Annotated in this window: 17 protein-coding genes; 14 read left to right on the top strand and 3 right to left on the bottom strand. The window is 69.8% G+C overall.

What is annotated here, in order from left to right:
• Positions 1 to 227 precede the first annotated feature (227 nt).
• Both miaB and AB0I35_RS06510 read left to right on the top strand, forming a co-directional pair.
• A complete protein-coding gene (miaB, locus tag AB0I35_RS06515) occupies positions 228 to 1,772 on the top strand; it encodes a tRNA (N6-isopentenyl adenosine(37)-C2)-methylthiotransferase MiaB (RefSeq protein WP_357394741.1) in 1,545 nt (514 codons plus the stop codon).
• A gap of 119 nt (positions 1,773 to 1,891) precedes the next feature.
• Complete coding sequence (locus AB0I35_RS06510; protein ID WP_225280482.1) at positions 1,892 to 2,470, top strand: hypothetical protein; 579 nt, start codon at positions 1,892 to 1,894, stop codon at positions 2,468 to 2,470.
• A gap of 158 nt (positions 2,471 to 2,628) precedes the next feature.
• On the opposite strand, the gene AB0I35_RS06505 is transcribed toward AB0I35_RS06510, so the two are convergent.
• Positions 2,629 to 4,008, bottom strand: coding sequence for a DUF349 domain-containing protein (locus AB0I35_RS06505; protein WP_357394740.1), 1,380 nt, complete (start codon positions 4,006 to 4,008; stop codon positions 2,629 to 2,631).
• 263 nt (positions 4,009 to 4,271) lie between these two features.
• Between AB0I35_RS06505 and AB0I35_RS06500 the strand changes: the two genes are divergently transcribed.
• From AB0I35_RS06500 to AB0I35_RS06470, 7 genes are all read left to right on the top strand, one after another.
• Complete coding sequence (locus AB0I35_RS06500) at positions 4,272 to 5,027, top strand: hypothetical protein (protein ID WP_357394738.1); 756 nt, start codon at positions 4,272 to 4,274, stop codon at positions 5,025 to 5,027.
• Positions 5,024 to 5,950: a tRNA (adenosine(37)-N6)-dimethylallyltransferase MiaA gene (miaA, locus tag AB0I35_RS06495; protein ID WP_357394736.1), complete on the top strand. Its 927-nt coding sequence runs from the start codon at positions 5,024 to 5,026 to the stop codon at positions 5,948 to 5,950. The genes AB0I35_RS06500 and miaA overlap by 4 nt, the downstream gene beginning before the upstream one ends.
• On the top strand, positions 5,947 to 6,783 hold the full coding sequence (locus AB0I35_RS06490) for a TrmH family RNA methyltransferase (protein WP_357394734.1): 837 nt from the start codon (positions 5,947 to 5,949) through the stop codon (positions 6,781 to 6,783). The genes miaA and AB0I35_RS06490 overlap by 4 nt, the downstream gene beginning before the upstream one ends.
• 44 nt (positions 6,784 to 6,827) lie before the next feature.
• Positions 6,828 to 7,718, top strand: coding sequence for a diaminopimelate epimerase (gene dapF / locus AB0I35_RS06485; protein WP_357395018.1), 891 nt, complete (start codon positions 6,828 to 6,830; stop codon positions 7,716 to 7,718).
• A gap of 163 nt (positions 7,719 to 7,881) precedes the next feature.
• Complete coding sequence (gene hflX, locus AB0I35_RS06480) at positions 7,882 to 9,312, top strand: GTPase HflX (RefSeq protein ID WP_357395017.1); 1,431 nt, start codon at positions 7,882 to 7,884, stop codon at positions 9,310 to 9,312.
• 96 nt (positions 9,313 to 9,408) lie between these two features.
• Complete coding sequence (locus AB0I35_RS06475) at positions 9,409 to 10,281, top strand: lysophospholipid acyltransferase family protein (protein ID WP_357394732.1); 873 nt, start codon at positions 9,409 to 9,411, stop codon at positions 10,279 to 10,281.
• 94 nt (positions 10,282 to 10,375) lie between these two features.
• Entirely contained in the window at positions 10,376 to 11,116 is a 741-nt protein-coding gene (locus tag AB0I35_RS06470; RefSeq protein WP_357394730.1) for a pirin family protein, read from the top strand.
• A 2-nt stretch (positions 11,117 to 11,118) separates the two neighbouring features.
• Here the strand turns inward: AB0I35_RS06470 and lexA are convergent, their stop codons facing one another.
• Positions 11,119 to 11,838 carry a transcriptional repressor LexA gene (gene lexA, locus AB0I35_RS06465; RefSeq protein ID WP_181696961.1) on the bottom strand — a complete coding sequence of 240 codons (720 nt, stop codon included), beginning with the start codon at positions 11,836 to 11,838 and terminating at the stop codon, positions 11,119 to 11,121.
• 227 nt (positions 11,839 to 12,065) lie between these two features.
• Between lexA and AB0I35_RS06460 the strand changes: the two genes are divergently transcribed.
• From AB0I35_RS06460 to nrdR, 3 genes are all read left to right on the top strand, one after another.
• Positions 12,066 to 12,860: a hypothetical protein gene (locus AB0I35_RS06460; RefSeq protein WP_357394729.1), complete on the top strand. Its 795-nt coding sequence runs from the start codon at positions 12,066 to 12,068 to the stop codon at positions 12,858 to 12,860.
• A 66-nt stretch (positions 12,861 to 12,926) separates the two neighbouring features.
• On the top strand, positions 12,927 to 14,144 hold the full coding sequence (locus tag AB0I35_RS06455) for a hypothetical protein (protein WP_357394727.1): 1,218 nt from the start codon (positions 12,927 to 12,929) through the stop codon (positions 14,142 to 14,144).
• A 65-nt stretch (positions 14,145 to 14,209) separates the two neighbouring features.
• Complete coding sequence (gene nrdR, locus AB0I35_RS06450) at positions 14,210 to 14,677, top strand: transcriptional regulator NrdR (RefSeq protein ID WP_067980826.1); 468 nt, start codon at positions 14,210 to 14,212, stop codon at positions 14,675 to 14,677.
• 14 nt (positions 14,678 to 14,691) lie between these two features.
• Here nrdR and hrpA read toward each other — a convergent pair whose 3' ends face one another.
• On the bottom strand, positions 14,692 to 19,032 hold the full coding sequence (gene hrpA, locus AB0I35_RS06445; protein WP_357394726.1) for an ATP-dependent RNA helicase HrpA: 4,341 nt from the start codon (positions 19,030 to 19,032) through the stop codon (positions 14,692 to 14,694).
• A gap of 235 nt (positions 19,033 to 19,267) precedes the next feature.
• Here hrpA and AB0I35_RS06440 point away from each other — a divergent pair, with 235 nt between their 5' ends.
• Positions 19,268 to 19,921: a Pr6Pr family membrane protein gene (locus AB0I35_RS06440; RefSeq protein WP_357395016.1), complete on the top strand. Its 654-nt coding sequence runs from the start codon at positions 19,268 to 19,270 to the stop codon at positions 19,919 to 19,921.
• A 10-nt stretch (positions 19,922 to 19,931) separates the two neighbouring features.
• Positions 19,932 to 21,155 (top strand): aminotransferase class III-fold pyridoxal phosphate-dependent enzyme, encoded by a 1,224-nt coding sequence (locus tag AB0I35_RS06435; protein ID WP_067636307.1) that lies wholly within the window; start codon positions 19,932 to 19,934, stop codon positions 21,153 to 21,155.
• Positions 21,156 to 21,231: the final 76 nt, after the last annotated feature.

The following is a 21,231-nucleotide window of genomic DNA, read 5'->3' as shown; positions in this document are numbered from 1 at the left end:
CGCGCCTGCAGTGGCAGCGGCGTCGGCTTTCCCGGTCGCGGGTGCGGCGTCGTCGGTCATGCTCAGAAACCTTAGGCGTTCTTCGGAGATTTGCCCTGCTTTCCGTGACTCGCCGTCTCGGCTCGCCGAGAAGACACCTGCCGGTAACCGGGCGGCAGCCTCCTCGTCGCGGTCGGCCTGCCCGACCGCGACGCAGGTCACCGGGGCGGTGGCCGTACCCTGGACGGGTGGATTCGAACGGACAGAATGCGACGCACGGCTCGGTCACCGAGGCGCGCACCTACGAGGTCCGCACCTTCGGTTGCCAGATGAACGTCCATGATTCCGAACGCTTGTCCGGCCTGCTCGAAGACGCGGGTTATGTGAAGGTCGCGCCGAGCGACACCCCGGACCTGGTGGTCTTCAACACCTGCGCGGTGCGGGAGAACGCCGACAACAAGCTCTACGGCACCCTCGGGCACCTCGCGCCGGTGAAGCAGGGCAGGCCAGGCATGCAGATCGCCGTCGGCGGCTGCCTGGCCCAGAAGGACCGCGACACCGTGGTGCGCAAGGCGCCGTGGGTGGACGTGGTGTTCGGCACACACAACATCGGTTCGCTGCCGGTGCTGCTCGAACGCGCGCGGCACAACGAGCAGGCCCAGGTGGAGATCCTCGAATCGCTCGAGGCCTTCCCGTCCACGCTGCCCGCCAAGCGTGAGTCGGCCTACGCGGGTTGGGTGTCGATCTCGGTGGGCTGCAACAACACCTGCACCTTCTGCATCGTGCCCGCGCTGCGCGGCAAAGAGGTCGACCGCCGCCCCGGTGACGTCCTCGCCGAGGTGCAGGCCCTGGTCGACCAGGGTGTGCTCGAGGTGACCCTGCTCGGCCAGAACGTGAACTCCTACGGCGTGAACTTCGTCGACCCCGAACAGCCGCGCGACCGGGGCGCCTTCGCCCAGTTGCTGCGCGCGACGGGGCGCATCGAGGGACTCGAGCGGGTGCGGTTCACCTCGCCGCACCCGGCGGAATTCACCGACGACGTCATCGAGGCGATGGCCGAGACACCCAATGTCTGCCCGCAGCTGCACATGCCGTTGCAGTCGGGTTCGGACCGGGTGCTCAAGGCGATGCGCCGCTCCTACCGCAAGGAACGCTTCCTCGGCATCATCGACAAGGTGCGCGCCGCGATGCCGCACGCCTCGATCACCACCGACATCATCGTCGGCTTCCCCGGCGAGACCGAGGAGGACTTCCAGGAGACCCTGGACGTGGTGCGCCGGGCCCGCTTCACCAGCGCCTACACCTTCCAGTACTCCAAGCGCCCCGGCACCCCGGCCGCCGAACTGGCCGATCAGGTGCCCAAGGCCGTGGTGCAGGAACGCTACGACCGGCTCATCGCCCTGCAGGAACAGGTGTCGCTCGAGGAGAACCAGGCGCTGATCGGCACCGAGGTGGAATTGCTCGTCGCCGAGGGCGCGGGCAAGAAGAACGCGGCGACCGCGCGGATGAGCGGACGCGCCCGCGACGGCAGACTGGTGCACTTCCGGCCCGGAACCGACGCGGGGATCCGGCCCGGTGACCTCGTCGTCGTCGACATCACCGCCGCCGCACCACACCACCTGATCGCCGACGGTGTCGTGAAATCGCATCGCCGCACCCGAGCGGGTGACGCGCACGAGCGAGGCGTCACGCCCAAGACCGCGCCGATCGGTGTCGGCTTGGGATTGCCGCGCATCGGCGCGCCCGCGGTCGAGCCGGTGGACAGCGGTTGTTCGACCGGGTGTCCGGCATGAACGCCGAGGACCCGGACTCTACTACCGGCCGTAGTGGGTCGGGTGCCGAGGACGGCGCAGGGGATGGCAGAGTGGAGCCCGGCGCACACGAGCCGAGTAACCCTGCGGACAGGAGCGATGTGAACCGGGTGGGCAACGATCAGGAATTCGAGCAGTTCCGCGGCGAGATCGACGCCGTCGAACGGCGGATCGCCGGTGAGATCGATCCCGGCGCACGGGCCATGGTGGTGGCGGGCGCGGTGTTCGCCCTGCTGGTCTCGCTGATCCTGCCGCACGCAGGTGCCGCGCGCGGCTTCGATGTGCTGCTGAGCACCGATGCGGCCCGCCTCGAACACATCGGGCTGCCCTCACGCGTCTTCGTGTGGCTGGTCATCGTGTTCGGTGTCGGCTTCTCGCTGCTGGCCCTGACCACCCGGCGCTGGGTGCTGGCCTGGCTGGCCTGTGCGGGCTCGGCCGTGGCGAGTGTGTTCGGCGTGCTGTCGATCTGGCACCGCCAGACCCCCGGCCTGGGCAACTACGAGGGCGCCGGGCCCGGCATCGGCCTGATCCTCGGCACCCTGGCCGTCATGGTGCTCACCTTCCACTGGATCCGCGTGGTCTGGAGTCGCACCGCCGTGCAGCTGGCAGCGGAGGAACAGCGCCGTAATGCCGCCCGCGAAGCCGAGGAACGCGACCGCAAACGCCTGATGGGCGAATAGCTGTTCCGCCTCCCCGGGACTCTTTGCCGGTCATGGGAAGGTAGCTGGTTCCTCGTCGGTCTCACCGGGGTGCGCCGCGAGTTCTGGGCGTGCCCGGTGAGTTACCGATGTACTGGCGAAATCAGTTGTCGCGCAAGCCAAGTGCTGCGCGATCGACATCAGAGGTTGCTGACGGCACCCTCAGCTGCCTCGGCCCACTCACGCCACTGCTTGGCCTGTTCGAGTGCCTTTTCCGCGTCGCGCTTCTTGCCCGCGGCCTCGGCCTTGGCGGCCTGCTCCTCGAACTGGGCGACGCGCTCACGGAACTGCGCGGCCCGGGCCACGGCCTCCGGGTCGGTGCGACGCCACTGCTGGTCGGCCGCGTCGCGCACCCGCTTCTCGATCGCGCGCAACCTGCCTTCGAGTTCCTGCATCCGCTCGCGCGGGACCTTGCCGATGGCGTCCCACTTGTCCTGCAGTTCGCGCAGGGCGGCGCGGGCGCCTTCGAGGCCGTTGGCCGGGTCGATGTGCTCGTAGGCGTCGAGCAGTTCCTGCTTGGCGACGGCGTTGTGCTCGAACTCCGCGTCGCGTTCGGAGACCGCCGCGTTGCGGGCGGCGAAGAACACGTCCTGCGCGCTCTTGAACCGGCGCCACAGCGCCTCGTCTGCCTCGCGGGGCGCCCGGCCCGCCGCCTTCCACTCGGTGAGCAGATCGCGGAACACCGCGGCGGTGCCGGTCCAATCGGTGGAGCCGGACAGCTCCTCGGCGCGCACGCACAGCTCTTCCTTGCGCGTCTTGGCCGTGGCGCGTTCGCGATCGAGCTCGGCGAAATGCGCGCCGCGGCGGCGGTTGAACGCCTCACGCGCCTTGGAGTAGCGCTTCCACAGCGCGTCGTCGACCTTGCGATCGACACCGCGGATCGACTTCCACTCGTCGAGGATCTCGCGCAACCGGTCGCCCGCGGCCTTCCACTGGGTGGATTCGGCGGCGATCTGCTCGGCCTCGGCGGCCAGGGCTTCCTTGCGTTCGGTGTGCTCGTGGCGGGCGCGTTCCTTCTCCTCCTTGGCGTGCGCGGCGGCTTCCTCGGAGTGCTCGGTGATGGCCTGCAGGCGGGCGGCCAGGCCGTCGATGTCACCGATGACGGCGGCGGTCGGCAGCGTCTCGGCCAGCGCGAGTGCGGCGGCCTTGGTCTTGCGGGCATCGGCGCCCGCGGCCAGGCGCGCCTCGAGCAACGCCACCTCGGTGGCCAGGTCGTCGAAGCGGCGGCCGAAGTGGGCAAGGCCCTCGGCGGCGTCACCGGCCTGCCAGGAGCCAACGACGCGTTCGCCGTCGGCGGTCTTCACCCAGGCGGTGCCGTCCTCGTCGACACGGCCCCACTTGCTCGGATCGGTGGACGCGGGCACCACGACGGCGTGCGGATGCGCCTGATCGGGGCCGGGGGCGGGTTTCACGGCATGCGGTTTGGGCGGGCGCGCGGCCTTGCCGCCGGGCTTCGGGGTGCCGGAGGGTCGCGGGCCCGGTCCGGGGGTGGGCTTCGCGGTTCCGTTGCTGTCGGTCATTGCTCTCCGTCCCTGCCGCGCGTCACGGCTGCCTGGTTACGCTCTAGCACATCCCATTGAACCCGCTTCGAGCCGAGGAAACCATCGATCCCGGGGATCGGATGCCGCGTTTCCTGGGATTTCGTCCCGGACGACGGGGGTGGTCGCATCAGAAAACACTAGCAATCTCGCGGGGCGTCACGGCGCCGGACACTCGCTGACCCCGGTGCGCTCCTCCTGCGCCGGATGCTGGTCGGGGCCACCGGTGCGGCTACGGTTACCTCGTGTTCTCGATAGCGGCCCTGGTCCCGTCGCCGCCGATGCTGGTGCCACAACTGTGCGGACACCAGGTGGCCTCCGGCGATGCTCCCGACGAGCCGGTGGTGGTGTTGCGCGCGGCCGCGCTAGGGGCCGCCGCCACCCTCGCCGCCCATGCCGATCGCTGGATCGTCGTCGGCGCCGGCGCGCGTGCCGAAACATTCGACCCCGGTGTGCGGGGTACTTTCCGTGGCTTCGGCGCCGACGTCGTCGTCGGTCTCGGCCCGGGCGCGAACGCCGACGCACCGGCAGACCCCCAGCTTCCGCTGCCCGTCCTGATCGCCGCGTGGTTGCGGGAGCAGGCCGCGCCCGGTGTCTCCGTGCGGGCGCGCGTGATCGCCGCGGACACGGCACCGCAGGAGTGCGCCCGCTTCGGTGCCGACCTGCGCGCCGAACTCGACGCCGATGCGGCGCCGTGGGCGGTTCTGGTCGTCGCCGACGGAGCCGCCACCCTCACCCTCAAATCACCGGGCTACCTCGACGAGCGCGCCGGTCCGTTCCAAACGGACCTGGACGCTGCCCTGCGGGAGGGTTCCCGAGCCGGGCTCGCCGCACTGGATCCCGACCTGTGCGCGCGATTGCGGGTCGAGGGTCGCGCCGCCTACCAGGTGCTCGGCGGCCTGTTCGCCACCGATCCGGCCGACCCGCGGGTTCGCACCCGCTACCAGGGCGCACCGTACGGCGTGGGCTACGACGTGAGCGTGTGGGAGGTCGGCCGATGACGAAGCGTCCCCTCGCGGTCGTCGGACCCACCGCGGCCGGGAAGTCCGATCTGGCCCTCGACCTGGCCGAACGGCTCGACGGCGAGATCGTCAACATCGACGCGATGCAGCTGTACCGCGGCATGGACGTCGGTACCGCGAAACTGCCGCCCCCGCAGCGGCGCGGCATCCCACACCACCTCCTCGACGTTCTCGACGTCACCGAGACCGCCACGGTCGCCGCCTACCAGAGCGCGGCCAGCGACGTCGTCGAGGACATCATGGCGCGCGGACGCACCCCGGTGGTCGTCGGTGGCTCGATGATGTACGTGCAGGCGCTGCTCGACCAGTGGGACTTCCCGGCCACCGACCCCGGGGTGCGCGCCCGCTGGGAAGCCGTGCTGGCCGACGGCGGTGTCGCGGCCGTGCACGCGGCGCTGCGGGCAGCCGACCCGGTCGCGGCCGACACCATCCTGCCCACCGACGGGCGACGGATGGTCCGCGCGCTGGAAGTCGTCGAACTCACCGGCAAACCGTTCGCGGCCTCGGCCCCGACCATCGGCGCCCCGCGCTGGAACACCGTCATCGTCGGCGTCGACCGGGCGACCGCCGCCCTCGACGCCCGCATCGAGGCCCGCACCGCGCACATGTTCGACTCGGGCCTGGTCGAGGAGGTCCGCACCCTGCTCGACGCCGGACTGCGCGAAGGCCGGACCGCCCGCCGCGCGATCGGGTACGCCCAGGTGCTGGCCTATCTCGACGGCGAATACGATCTCGCGCACGCCCGCGAACGCACCCTCATCGGCACCCGCCGCTATGTGCGACGGCAGCGCTCGTGGTTCCGCCGCGACCCGAGGGTGACCTGGGTCGACGGCGCCGACCCCGACCTCGCCGCCACCACGCTCACCCTGCTCGACGAACAGACAGGACGGACCGCGCAGTGACCCGACGAGTGAGTACCCGCAACGCCTCGGTGCAGGTGTGGCAGGCCTACCTCAACAACCGGACCAAGCGTCATCGCGACAGCCGCTTCCTCGTGCAGGGCGTACGCCCGATCACCCAGGCCCTGGCCAACGACTGGCCGCTGGAGACGCTGCTCTACCGGCTCGGCACACCCGATCTGTCCAGCTGGGCGCGCGAACTGCTCGACACCACCGACATACCGCAGGTGGGTCTGGTACCCGAACTGATGGCCGAGCTGGGGGAGAAGTCGGGCACGATTCCGGAGATCGTGGCGGTGGCCCATTCGCGGCAACCCGATCTGGGCGAGTACGCACCCGGCGAACCAGGTGAGGACTTCCCGGTCGTCGTGGTGTTCGATCGGCCCAACTCGCCCGGCAACCTCGGCACCCTCATCCGGTCGGCCGACGCCTTCGGAGCCTCGGGCGTGATCGTCACCGGTCACGGTGCCGATCAGTTCGACCCGCAGGCCGTGCGCGCCTCCACCGGTTCGCTGTTCGCCGTGCCCGTCCTGCGGGCGTCGGGCCCCGCCCAGGTCGTGGAGTTCCGTGACCGTCAGGTGGCGCGCGGTATCCCCACCCGCATCGTCGGCACCGACGAACACGCGCCGTCGACCATCTACGACTACGACTTCACCGAGGCCACGATCCTGGTGGTCGGCAACGAGACCACCGGTATGAGTTCGGCCTGGTCGCAGGCCTGCGACGACCTGGTGACCATCCCGATGGGCGGCACCGCGAGCTCGCTCGGCGCCCCGTCGGCCGGCGCGATCGGCCTGTACGAGATCGCCCGGCAGCGCCGCACCTTCGCCCGATGACGGGATCGGCTCCCGCACAGGGGACAATGGCGGACGTGTCCGACATCGAATTCAGCAAGGGCCACGGCACCCAGAACGACTTCGTGGTGCTGCCCGACCTCGAGGTGCGTCTCGACCTGAACGCCGACCGCGTCGCCGCCCTGTGCGACCGCCGTCGCGGCCTCGGCGCCGACGGTGTGCTGCGCGTAGCCAAGGCGGGTGCCCTGCGCGGGGCGGGCGTGCTCGCCGCCCTGCCCGACGGTGTCGCCGACGACGACTGGTTCATGGACTACCGCAACGCCGACGGGTCGATCGCCGAGATGTGCGGCAACGGCACCCGCGTGTTCGCCCACTACCTCAATGCCACCGGCCTGGAAACCCGCACCGAGTACGTGGTCGGCAGCCGCGCCGGTGGGCGACCGGTCGAGGTGCACAGCGCGGGCCCGGTCGACGGCGAGGTCACCGTCGACATGGGCGCCGTGCGTGAACTCGGCAGCTCCACCGCGACCCTGGCCGGCTGGGCACTGTCCGGAATCGGCATCGACGTGGGCAATCCTCACCTGGCCTGCGTCGACGAGAGCCTGACCGCCGACGCGCTGGCCAAGCTCGATCTCAGCGTGTCGCCCGGCTTCGACCCCGACCTGTTCCCGCACGGCGTGAACGTCGAGATCCTCACCGCGCTCGGCCCCGACAACGCCGTCGACATGCGCGTCTACGAGCGCGGTGTCGGCGAGACCCGTTCCTGCGGAACCGGAACCGTCGCCGCAGCGGCTGCCGCGCTGACCGCCGCCGGTGTGCCGGTCGGGTCGGGCCGGGGCGAGGTCACCGTGCGCGTGCCGGGCGGACAGGTGCGCGTCACCATCGACAACGGCCGCGCCTGGATGCGTGGCCCCTCGGTCCTGCTCGCCGCGGGCACACTGGCGCGCGACTGGTGGAACGCGCGAGCCCAGGGATAACCGGATGCGCCGTGTCACTGTGACGTGGCAGCATGGAAGGCGTATGACGAAACCAGAAGTACCCTCAGACACCACATCGGACCGCGACACCACCGCGGCCGATGCCGACGTGGCCGCCGACCGCGGCGACGTCGACGACGCGCTGGCCCGCCACGCGGCGCGGATGCAGCGCCCGGGCTGGTCACCCGAACCGACCGTCGGTGAGATGCAGCTCGACGAACGCACCTCGCTGCGTCGCGTCGCGGGGCTGTCCACCGAACTCACCGACATCACAGAGGTCGAATACCGCCAGCTGCGCCTGGAACGGGTCGTGCTCGTCGGCGTGTGGACCACCGGCAGCGCCGCGCAGGCCGAGGCGAGCATGGTCGAGCTGGCCGCGTTGGCGGAGACCGCGGGCTCGGAGGTCCTCGAAGGCCTCATCCAGCGCCGCGACAAGCCCGACCCGGCCACCTACATCGGCTCCGGCAAGGCCGAGGAACTACGCACCGTCGTCCTCGACACCGGCGCCGATACCGTGATCTGCGACGGCGAACTCACCCCTGCCCAGCTCACCGCGCTGGAGAAGGTCGTGAAGGTGAAGGTCATCGACCGCACCGCCCTGATCCTCGACATCTTCGCCCAGCACGCCACCTCCCGCGAGGGCAAGGCCCAGGTCGCGCTCGCCCAGATGGAATACATGCTGCCGCGGCTGCGTGGTTGGGGTGAGTCGATGTCCCGGCAGGCCGGTGGTCGTGCCGGTTCCAACGGCGGTGTCGGTCTGCGTGGTCCGGGTGAGACCAAGATCGAAACCGACCGCCGCCGCATCCGTGAGCGAATGGCCAAGTTGCGCCGCGAGATTCGCGAGATGAAGACCGCACGCGACACCATGCGCGCGCGCCGCAGCGCCAGCGGAGTGCCGTCGGTGGCCATCGTCGGCTACACCAACGCGGGCAAGTCCAGCCTGATGAACTCCCTGACCGGAGCGGGCCTGCTGGTGCAGGACGCGCTGTTCGCCACCCTCGACCCGACCACCCGCCGGGCCGCGCTCGACGACGGTCGCGAGATGGTGTTCACCGACACCGTCGGCTTCGTGCGCCACCTGCCCACCCAGTTGGTCGAGGCGTTCCGGTCCACCCTGGAAGAGGTCACCGGTGCCGACCTGCTGCTGCACGTGGTCGACGGGTCCGACCCGTTGCCGCTCGAGCAGATCCGCGCGGTGCGCGAGGTCATCACCGACGTGATCAAGGAGCAGGGCACGGCGGCTCCGCCGGAACTGCTGGTGGTCAACAAGATCGACGCCGCCGACCCCGACGAGCTCACCCGCCTGCGCGGGCTGCTGCCGGGCGCCGCGTTCGTCTCGGCCCACACCGGGGCAGGCATCGAGGAACTGCGCGAACGCCTCTCCGAGGTACTCGGCGGGCTCGACGTCGACATCAGTGTGCTGCTGCCCTACAGCCGGGGCGACCTGCTCGCCCGCATCCACGCCGACGGCCGGATCATCTCCTCCGATCACGAGGAGGGTGGCACCCGGGTGCGCGCGCGCGTCCCGCACGCCCTCGCCGCGGCCCTGTCGGAATACGCCCATTCCGGACCCGCGGGGGCGGCTCGGCAGTAGCCGGCGTGGCTTGTTTGCCGCCCGGTTGCGGCCGATCGCGATGCGACACAGCCATATTCGTTCGCTATGGTCGAATGTCGACAGCAGGAGGGTGTTATGTCGAACGACCGAACGAGCGTAGTCGAGCAGGGCGATCACGTTCTCACCGATGGCGCGCCGCTGGATCCGGCGCCCAGCGAGTGGGAGATCCGGGCTTTCGAGGCGGTGTTCGCGCCGCTGCGTGCCTGGGCGAGTCCGCGCTTCTACGGCCTGGACAACATTCCGGCCGAGGGCCCGGTGCTGATCGTGGCCAACCACAACCTGCTCGGCGGCATCGACGCCCCGCTACTGATGCCCGCGATCCTGCGCGAACGCGGGCGTCTGGTGCGCGGGCTGGCCGAGCACGTGCTGATGGTCCCCGGTGTGCGCGAGATCCTGCACCGCTTCGGTGCCGTGCGCGGCACCCGCTCGAACTGCCTGACGCTGCTCGAGCGCGGCGAGGCGGTGGTGGTGTTCCCCGGTGGTGGTCGCGAGGCGATCCGCCGCAAGGGGGAGAAGTACGTTCTCAAGTGGGAGGGGCGGACCGGTTTCGCCCGGATGGCGATCCAGGCGGGGGTCCCGATCGTGCCGTTGGCGATGATCGGCATCGACGACGCCTACGACATCGTCTTCGACGGCCAGCACGCGGTGATGGCCCCGCTGCGGTGGACCTGTCGGCTGCTCGGCATCAATCCCGAGCTGAACCCGCCGCTGGTGAAGGGCATCGGACCCACGCCGATCCCACGCCCGGAACGGTTCTATTACTCGGCGGGCACCCCGATCGATCCCACCCCGTGGCTGGGTGCCGAAGATCTCGACAGTGCCGCCGCCGACCTGCGTGATGTGGTGCAGAAGAGCCTGGAGGAGGAACTGCAGTTCCTGTTCTCCGAGCGTGAGCGCGATACCGGCCGCGGCCTGATCGGCCGTTTGCGCGGCGCGCTGCCCTTCTGACCTGGCCGGGCGGCGGGTGTTCCCGGAATACCCTCCGCTCACCTCGCGTTACGCGCTATACGGACCATGGTCCGAATAGCGGGAGGTGAGGTCGATGACGGCACAGGTGCAGGTGATCCCGGCCACGGAGCGCAGATACTGGCGCAACGAGTGGCTCGATTCGCGCCAGTCGTTCCCCGTGACCGGGAACTTCGTGCTCGAGGACTACGCGCACGGGCTGCTGCTGGTCCACAACGAGGACATCGTCGATCCGGGCGAGGGCTTCGACACGCATCAGCACCGGGACACCGAGATCGTGACCTGGGTGCTGGAAGGCACCGTGGTGCACCAGGATTCGGCGGGCAATTCCGGGCTGATCCGGCCCGGTCTGGCGCAACGGATGAGTGCGGGCACCGGCATTCTGCATTCCGAACGCAACGGCGCGGGCCTGTTGGAACGCGACAGACTGCACGTGGTGCAGATGTGGATCCCACCGGACACTTCCGGTGCGGCGCCGGGCTATCAGGAATCCGACATCGAGGGTGAGTTGCGTCGCAATTCCCTGATGCCGGTCGCCTCCGGAATGCCGAGGTATCGAGGCGAGGCCCCGATCGGTATCGGCAACCGCCACGCCACTTTCCATGTCGCGCGACTGGATCCCGGCCACAGCATCACCGTGCCCGACGCGCCGTTCGGTCATGTCTTCGTCGCCCGTGGCAGCGTCGACTTCGAAAGCCATGGAGTGCTGGGGCAGGGTGACGCCGTCCGGCTCACCGCGACGGGCGGCCACCGCGTGCGCGCGACGACCGCCGCCGAGGTGCTGATCTGGGAGATGGACGCGGCGGCGAGCCGCTGACCTCACACCTTGCGGATGACGGTGACGACTTTCCCCAGGATTTGCGCGTCGTTTCCTGGGATCGGTTCGAAATGTGGGTTGTGTGGCATCAGCCACACGTCTTTGCCGGTGCGCTTGAAGGTCTTCACGGTCGCCTCGCCGTCGATCATGGCCGCGACGATGTCGCCGCCCTCGGCGACGTTCTGCTGACGAACCACCACCCAGTCGCCGTCGCAGATCGCGGCATCGACCATCGACTGGCCGACCACCTTGAGCAAAAACAGCGACCCGTCGCCGACGAGTTCGCGCGGCAGCGGGAACACTTCCTCCACGGCCTGCTCGGCCAGGATCGGCCCGCCGGCGGCGATCCGGCCGAGGACGGGGACGAAGGTGGGGGTGGGGCGGCTCGGATCGGCCACGTCGTCGACGGGTTCGGCGGGCAGTGTGGTGACCGCGCGCACCGCTTCGTCGAGTCCGCGCACATTCACCGCGCGCGGCCGGTTCGGGTCGCGGCGCAGGTAGCCCTTGCGTTCCAGGGCGCGCAGCTGATGGGCCACCGAGGAGGTGGAGGTGAGCCCGACCGCGTCGCCGATCTCGCGGATGCTCGGCGGGTAGCCGCGTTCGGTCACCGAGGAGCGGATGACCTCGAGGACCGTGCGCTGACGCACGGTGAGATCCGCGCCGGATCCCGATGTGACGGTGCCGGTAGCGCTTTCGTCACCCGTGTCGTCTGTGTGGGTCACCTGTCCCGCCCTTCCGCTGGTCGAATTCGCCTCTCTCACGCTAGTCGGGCCACGCCGAAGTATCAAACATCTGTTCGAGCATGTCGGGCGTTTCGTGCTGACATGCGCGCCGCCGCGTGGTAGAAATCGAACATCAGTTCGTCGCACAGGTGTTCGAACAGGTTCGGTCATCGTCGCCTCACCTGCCCTTTCATCCAGCGGAGCACACCACCCCGGAGGTTCTTCCGATGAGCACAGCGATCAGCGCCCTGCGTTCCCACGATCCCGCCGAAGTCCCCGAACCGGTGCTGCGTCGCCGCCGAACCGCCCGCGCCCCACGTCCTTTCCGGCTCGTGCGCGGGTCGGCCAGGGCTGCGGTCGCGCGGCCGGGGGTTCCCGCCCGGTTCATCCCGCATCCGCCACGGCCGTCGGCCCCCGTCGAGACGATCGGCGACGCACGTGGCGGCGATGCGGCGCGCGATCCACGCGTCGCGGTCCGCGGCGCACGTGTGGCCGGGGCGGTGCGCGTCTCCCGTGGCGTTGATGGGTCGCCGGGTGTCGAGCCGCGGGCCAGGGGTGCGCGCACGTTCGACATCACTGTGGCCGAAGTCGATCTGGCGTTCGCCACGGTGCCGCGCTGGGACGCGCGGCCCCCGCGATCGGTGACGCGCGACGGCGCGGGCGAGGCTTCGGTTCGGGTGTCGACGATCGACGCGCCGACCCGCCGGGTGCGCGCGGACGTGCGGTCATCCGATCGGGGGCCCGGATTTCGTGGGCCCCGCCGCGCAGCGACGCTCTACGGGGAGTTACATGGCTCGGTCGCGCGGGGTGTCCACCCGACGGTCCGGGTGCGTCGGGCGCAGGCGGGCCTGGCGGCCTTGGCGCTCACCGCGTTGGTGACCGCGCTGGTGGTCGCGACTCTCCTCGGGCTGGCGCATCTACGGGCAGGCAGCCTCGGTGGCTGGACCGAGCCCTCGCCCGGAATCTCGCAGCCCGGCGACCACCCCCAGGTCGGCTTGTTCGAAACGCGACCCCAAAACTAGAACACGTTGCTACCGTGACGATTGTCCCTGCCGGGCGGGCCGGTCGGGGCACGGATGCGAGGTCACGTGCGCAGCTATTGGATCGTTCTGCTCCTGGGTGTGCTGCTGGCCGTGGCGCCCGCGCCCCTGGTCCGAGCCGAACCCGCCTACACGGCCTATCTGGACCTGCCCGCCATCAACGACGACGGTGAATTCGCCGGCGGCATCCATCCGGCGCTGCCCCTCAGCGCCGAACCACTGCGTACGGCACTCGACCAGGCAAGAGCCGACGGGATCGCGCCGAGCCGGTATTCCACACTGCTGCACCAGTATTGGCTCGTCGTCGCCACCGACAACGCGGGCATCGACCTCGCCGGCTGGGCACCGGAACGTGGCGTGGCGGCCAACACGGACACCTTCACCCGCGTGTACGTGAACTACTTCCGCATCGCCGCGGCCCGCCCGGACTTCTACTGGGCCGGATTGGCGGGCATCGCGGGCGGCTCGTTCGCATCGGGATTCTTCGATGTGGGCGATATCGGCGCGCTGCTGTCGGTGCCGGGGATTCACGAACTCGGTACGGCCGTCGCCGACCTGCTGCGCGCCACCCCACCGGAACTGGTCGCCGCCGTACCGCCCGATATCGCCGCGCTCGCCCTGCTCGGCCCGCGCCTGACCGCCGATGATCTGGCGTGGTACCAGACCAGGCTGATCATCATGCAGCGCCACATCTTCACGGATCTGGTGCCGATGCACGAGGCCTACCTCGCCGACGGGATGGCGGCGATCGACGAGATGCGAACGGCGGGCCTGCTCGACGACGCCATGCGCGCGGCCTGGGCCGGAATCGACAACGGCACCGGCCTCGCCGAGGCACTGGTGACCATGGCCGACCGCGAACAGAACCACATCGTCCCCGAGCAGTGGGACGCCACCGCCGCCGGGCGCGGTGGGCTGGGCCGGGTGCTCACCTACGTCACCACGGTCGCGGGCAAACCCGCCCTGGCGGGCGCCCGGGCACCCGGTGTGTTCGCACCCGCCACCGTGCGCTCGCCGATTCCGGGCAGCGGGCTCGGCCTGCGGATGCCGCTGCCCGCGTTCAACTGGGCCGACCGTGAGGACCGCTGGTCCTACCTCGCCGCCGACCTCGTGCCCCGCCACCTCGACCTGGCCACCGACCCCGCGCGGGCCGTGGCCGTGTACCGCGAGCCGTTTCCCGGCAAGCTCGACCGGGGCCGGTTGATCGCCCGGCTGCCGGACGTGATCGCGGACCTGACCACGCAGTGGCAGGTGACCCATACCTGAGCGGTATCCTGTCAAGAGTCATGGAGTAGCGAACTGAACTGCGCACCGACGAAGGAACCCCTCGGATGCATTGCCCGTATTGCCGTCACCCCGACTCGCGTGTCGTCGACTCGCGGGAAGTCGAGGAGGGCACGGCGATTCGCCGCCGACGTTCCTGCCCGTCGTGCGGGCGCCGGTTCACCACCGTCGAGACCGCGGTGCTGTCGGTGGTCAAGCGCAGCGGCGTCACCGAACCGTTCAGCCGCGAGAAGGTGATCGTCGGCGTGCGACGCGCCTGCCAGGGCCGCGAGGTGGACGACGACGCCCTGAATCTGCTGGCCCAGCAGGTCGAGGACGCGGTGCGCGCCAAGGGATCTCCGGAAGTTCCCAGCCACGAGGTGGGCCTCGCCATCCTCGGCCCCCTGCGCGATCTCGACGAAGTGGCCTACCTGCGCTTCGCCTCGGTGTACCGATCCTTCACCAGCGCAGACGATTTCGAACGCGAGATCACCGAGATGCGCGCCGCCCGCGCGGCCGCCACGTCCGCCGACTGAACCCGCGTCGGCGATCACCGCCGGATCGAGGCGATCGCCTTCTCGATGCGTTTGGTCGACACCGGGTACGGCGTCCCCAGCTTCTGCGCGAACAGGCTGACCCGTAATTCCTCGATCATCCACCAGATCTCGGTGACATCACGGGCGTTGCGGCGGTTGTCGGGAAGGCCGCGCACGAGTTTGTCGTACGCCGCGAGCATCCGGTCGACCTCGACCATTCCCTGACGGTCGCGCACCGCCGAACCGGGCAGCGATTCGAGGCGTTGGGCGGCGGCGAGCAGGTAGCGGGGCAGTTCGCGCAGCCGCGAGCGTCCCCATTCGGCGACGAAACCGGGGAACAGCAGGTCGTCGAGTTGGTGGCGGACGTCGTCGGCGATGTCGGTCTCGACGGTGTCTGCCAGAGCGGCGCGGGCCTGATGCGCGGCCGACAGCACCGGCGCCACCAGCCGGATCAGCTCGCTGACCGTGCCCGCCAGTTTCGGGCGAACGGCGGCGACGAGCTTGTCGAATTCCTCCGGTGTGCGCACCGGACCACCGGCGCGGGCGATGAGTTCGTCGGCCGCGGCGACCCGGCAGTCGTCCACGAGCTTGTCCAGGGACCCGTCGGGGTTCTGGCTCAAAGCCAGCCGGTCGGCGGCCGACAGCCCGGCGGTGACGGCACGGGTGGATGTCGGGACGGCGGCGAGCAGCAGGGTACGTACCCCCGCGCGCATGGCGGCGGCCTGTTCGGCGGGTGAACTCAGCACGCGCACGGCGACGCCTTCGCCCTCGGGAACCAAGGCGGGGTAGCCGGTGACGGTCTGCCCGGCCACCTCGCGTCGCACGGTGGGCGCGACGGAGCCGAGCGACTCGGACGTCCACACCGTGGCAGGCGCGCGTTCGGCACCGGCGGTGGCACGTGCCACCGACGCCGAAACCTGTTCGGCCAGCTGGGTTTTCAGCTGCGCGAGGTTCTTGCTCTTGGCGAGCACCTGCCCACTCCGATCGACGGCGGCGAAGGTCATTCGCAGGTGGTCCGGCAGGGCGGCGGGGGAGAGGTCGTCGGCGCTGATGGTCACCGATCCGAGCCGTGACAGCTCCCGCGCCAACCCGATCCGCAACGGTTCCGCGCGCGGCGTGAGCCCACGCAGGGCCGCCGACGCGAAGTCGGGCGCGGGAACCACCGCGCGGCGCAATGCCTTCGGCAGCGTCTTGATGAAGGCGGACGCGAGTTCCTCCCGCATGCCGGGAACCAGCCAATCGAAGCCCACCGCGCGCACGTGCGCGAGCTGCTCGACGGGGATGCGGACGGTGACACCGTCGTCGTCCTTGCCCGGCTCGAATTGATAGGTCAGCGGGAAGGAGAGTTCCCCCTGACGCCAGGCATCGGGGAAATCGGTGGGGTCGAGGGCGGCGGCACCGGCGTTGACCACGGTGTCGGTCGAGAAGTCCAGCAGCCCTGGGTCTTTGCGTTCGGTCTTGCGCCACCAGGAGTCGAAGTGGCGTACCGACACGATGTCGGCGGGGATGCGCTGGTCGTAGAACTCGAACAACACCTCGTCGTCGACGAGGATGTCGCGTCGGCGCGCCCGGTGCTCGAGGTCGGCGACATCGTCGACGAGCGCTCGGTTGCGGGCGAAGAACCCGTGCCGGGTCTGCCATTCACCCTGCACGAGGGCATGGCGGATGAACAGTTCGCGCGACAGTTCCGGGTCGATGCGGCCGTAGTCGACAGGGCGGCCGGTCACCAGCGGCACACCGTAGAGTGTGGCCCGCTCGTAGGCGCGAGCCGCACCACGCCTGGCCGACCAATGCGGTTCCGAATAGGTGCGTTTCACCAGGTCACCGGCGAGCCGCTCGGCCCACTCCGGTTCGATCCGCGCCGCGATGCGCCCCCACAGCCGTGAGGTCTCCACCAGTTCGGCCGCCATCACCCAGCGCGGCGGCTTCTTGGCCAGCGACGAGCCGGGGAAGATCATGAACTTGGCATTGCGGGCACCGAGGAACTCCCGCGACTCCGCTTCCCGCACACCGAGATGCGAGAGCATGCCCGCCAGCAACGACTGATGGATCTGCGCACTCGGCCACGGCATCGCGGCCTCCGCCTCGGCCGCCGCCGAATCCGTCGACGCTCCAGCATCTTTCGCGCCGGACCGATTCGATCGCCGCACATCGTCGGTTTGCTCACCGCGACCACGCGCCCTACGCCCGCCCCGCCGTGATTCGCCCGGCCCGGAACTCGTTCCGCTGCGGTCGGCATCAGCCCTGACGGGTGCTGCGCCCAGGCGATCCGCATCGGTCGACGCCGAGCTCGCGCCTCGGCGATCGGACCCGGTCGCCGTCGAGCCTGCCCCAGCGCTGCGGCTGTCGGCGGTCGCCGGGACCGCTCCGGCGACAGCCGAATCCGACTGGGCGCGTTGCGGTCTGCCACGTCCACGACGACCCTGGCTACCGTCGGCACCTCGGTCACCGTCCCCCGACGGCAGGTGGCCCGTGCTGTCCCACCCGAGCCCACGCGTGATCGTCCGCAATTGACCGTGCAGGTCCTGCCATTCCCGGATGCGCAGGTAGTGCAGGAACTCCTCGCGGCACATGCGGCGGAACTGGTTGGACGACAACGACTTGCGCTGCTCGGTCAGGTAGTCCCACAGGCGCAGGTAGGCCAGGAAGTCCGAACCCTCGACGGTGAAGCGGGCATGCTGGGTGTCGGCGGCCTGCTGATGCTCCACGGGCCGTTCCCGCACGTCCTGGATCGACAGTGCCGCGACGATCACGAGCACCTCGTCGAGGCAGCCGTTGCGGTTGGCCTCCACCAGCATGCGGGCCATCCGCGGATCGACCGGCAACTGTGCCATCTCCCGGCCGACCGGGGTCAGCGTGAGATGCCCGCCCGATTGTTCCTCGCTACCGACAGCTTTGGAGCTGCCGTGGGCGAGTGCGCCGAGTTCCTCGAGCAGCGCGATGCCGTCGCGGATCGCACGCCGGTCGGGGGCCTCCACGAACGGGAAGCTCTCGATATCGCCGAGGCCGAGCGCGGTCATCTGCAGGATGACCGCCGCCAGATTGGTGCGCAGGATCTCCGGTTCGGTGAACGCGGGCCGCGACTCGAAATCGTCCTCGGAGTACAGGCGGATGCAGATGCCGTCGGCGACACGACCACATCGACCCGAACGCTGCCGCGCCGAAGCCTGCGACACCGGTTCGATCGGCAGCCGCTGCACCTTGGTCCGCATCGAGTAGCGGGAGATACGCGCCGTCCCCGGGTCGATGACGTACCGGATGCCCGGCACGGTCAGCGACGTCTCGGCCACGTTCGTAGCGAGCACCACCCGTCGACCGGTGTGCGGGGCGAACACCTTGTGCTGTTCGGCCGCCGACAGACGCGCGTACAGGGGAACGATCTCGGTCCGCGGCAGTCTGAGGTCGCGCAGCGAATCGGCGGTGTCGCGGATCTCGCGTTCACCGGACAGGAACACCAGCACGTCACCGTCGCCCTCGGCGAACAGTTCGGTGACCGCGTCGCCGATGGCATCGGTGGGATCGCGGTCGACGACGCGGGTGTCGTCCTCGTCGTCGGTGCCCGGCAGCTCCAAAGACAGGGGGCGATAACGAAGTTCGACCGGATAGGATCGGCCCGACACCTCGACGATCGGGGCCGGGGTGCCGTCGGCGGCGGCGAAATGGCGGGCGAACAGTTCGGGATCGATGGTCGCCGAGGTGATGATCACCTTGAGATCGGGACGCTTCGGCAGCAACTGCTTGAGGTAGCCGAGCAGGAAGTCGATATTGAGGCTGCGCTCGTGTGCCTCGTCGATGATGATCGTGTCGTAGCGGCGCAGCAACCGGTCGCGCTGGATCTCGGCGAGCAGGATGCCGTCGGTCATGAGCTTGACCAGCGTGCGATCCGAGGCCTGATCGGTGAAGCGCACCGTGTACCCGACCACGTCGCCGAGTTCGGTGCCCAGCTCCTCGGCGATACGTTCGGCGACCGTGCGCGCGGCCAGCCTGCGCGGCTGGGTGTGCCCGATGGTGCCACGGATGCCGCGACCGAGTTCCAGGCAGATCTTGGGGATCTGGGTGGTCTTGCCCGAGCCGGTCTCACCGGCGACGATGACGACCTGATTGACGGCGATGGCGGCGGCGATGTCGTCGCGACGCGCCGAGACCGGCAGCTGTTCGGGGTAGGTGATCGACGGAACCGCCGCGCGGCGATTCGCCACGCGGGTCTCGGCGGTGGCGATCTCGGCGTCCAGCGCGGGCAGGTCGTCGGGGCGCGCCCGGTCCAGTTTGCGCCGGAGCCGATGTTCGTCGCGCAGCGAGACCTCCGCCAGGCGGGTGCGCAGCGCGCGGGTTCCGGTGCTAGCTGTCCTGGTCATTGCGCCTACCAGCCTAGCGAAGCACGCCACCGGTTTTCCCGGCGCGCCCATCGTCGTCGGCGTGCTACACCCGGATCACCGACATCTCATGCGAAGATGCGGCATGACCAAACACCGGTCTCGGCGCGTCTCCGCCTCTGGACTGACCGGAGGGTGCGACGAAGGAGTGCCCGGAGGGAGGGAAGAGGCGGGGTTTAGCGCCGAGACCCGCGGCGCCAGCCGCCAAAAGTTCCAGCTGAGCGGCTCGACGCGCACGGCGTGGTGGATCAGGGCATACCGGATCGGCTTCGGAGTGCTCGGTCTCGTCGCCCTGCTGTGGATCCCCCTGCGCAATCTGGACTCGCCGGCGTTCTCTATCGCGAACTACTTCAGTTACTTCACCATCGAGTCCAACGTCCTGGCCGTGCTCGTCCTGCTCGTCGGTGGCCTGCTCGCGCCGCAAGGACCCGGCTGGCAGGTGGTGCGCGGCGCGGTGACGCTGTACATGCTCATCACGATGGTGGTGTACGCGGTCCTGCTGGCCGATATCGACGTGATGCTCACCGACAAGTGGATCAACGACATCATGCACCGGTACCTGCCGCTCGTCCTCGTCGCGGACTGGCTGCTGGTGGCCATGGCGCGACGGCCGGCGGCGACGCCGGAGCTGGTCGGGAAGTGGCTGATCTTCCCGCTGCTCTACGGGGCCTACACGCTGATCCGCGGCCCGATCGTCGACTGGTACCCGTACCCGTTCATCGACCCGCGTCACCAGGGCTACCTGTCGATGACGCTCGGCCTGATCGTGTTGAGCATCGTGTTCGCGGTGCTCGCGGTTGCCATGGCGTCGCTGGGGGATATGCCCGCGTGGTGGAGGGCCCGACGAGCGCGCGAGGGCGAGCCGGTGTAAGTGTGGAGCCATGAATGCGCTCTGGCATGGATTCGCCGATATGGGTGCCGTCACTCGTGACGGTGCGTTCGTTGTCGCTCGAGGTGACGGCGCCTACGTCTACGACACCGAGGGCAACCGGTACCTCGACGCCACCGCGGGTCTGTGGTTCGCCAATGTGGGACACGGTCGCGGGGAGATCGCCGACGCGGTCGCCGAGCAGTTGCGCACCATCGCCCACTACTCCAACTTCGGTGACCTCACCGAGCCCGCCACCCAGGAGCTCGCCGAGAAACTGTCGGCCATCGCGCCTGTGCCCGGCAGCAAGATCTTCTTCACCTCCGGTGGTTCGGACTCGGTGGAGACCGCCGCGAAACTGGCGCGGCGCTACTGGCACGAACAGGGCCGCGCCGACAAGAAGATCCTGGTCGGGCGGCGCCTGGCCTACCACGGCATGCACTACGCCTCCACCTCGCTCGGCGGCCTCACCCCGAACAAGGAGGGCTACGGCGTCCTGGTCGAGGACACCCGCACTGTCGAATGGAACGACGCCAAGGCGTTGCTCGCGCTCATCGAGGACGTCGGCGCCGAACGGATCGCGGCGTTCTTCTGCGAGCCGATCATCGGTGCCGGTGGGGTGTATCTGCCGCCCGAGGGATACCTGGCCGAGGTGCGCCAGATCTGCCGCGACCACGACATCCTGTTCGTCGCCGACGAGGTGGTCACCGGCTTCGGGCGGATCGGCGGCTCCTGGTTCGCCTCCACCCGCTTCGATCTGCGACCCGATCTGATGACCACCGCCAAGGGCCTCACCTCCGGTTATCTGCCGATGGGTGCGGTGTTCATCGCCCCGCACCTGGCCGAGCCGTTCTACGCCGGCGGTGTGTGGTTCCGGCACGGTTACACCTACGGCGGGCACGCCGGTGCGGCCGCGGCGGCGCTGGCCAACCTCGCCATCGTCGAACGTGAGGGTCTGCTCGAGGAAGCGGCCCGGCTCGAGACCACCCTGCACACCGCCCTTGCCCCGTTGGCCGATCACCCGCGCGTGGCGGAGGTCCGCAGCGGTCTCGGTGCGGTCGCGGCCGTCCAGCTGACCGACCCCTCCGAAGGTCCTGGATTGGTGAAAGCCCTTCGTGCCCAGGGGATCTCGGGCCGTGCTGCCGGAGCGGGCGCTATGCAGATCTCCCCGTCCTTCGTGATGACCGACGCCCAGGTGGCCGAACTCGCCGAAGGGTTTTCGCGCGCCCTCGGCTGATGCGCGCACCGGTCCGTCGGCGAAACTCGCTGGCGGGCCGGGGGATCCGCCCGATACTCTCCTGCTCCGACGAAGG

The organism is Nocardia sp. NPDC050378, assembly GCF_040655675.1.
In the GTDB taxonomy this organism is placed as follows: domain Bacteria; phylum Actinomycetota; class Actinomycetes; order Mycobacteriales; family Mycobacteriaceae; genus Nocardia; species Nocardia coubleae.
Note: the sequence above shows the minus strand (reverse complement) of the source record. Positions and strands in the feature narration are given on the sequence as shown.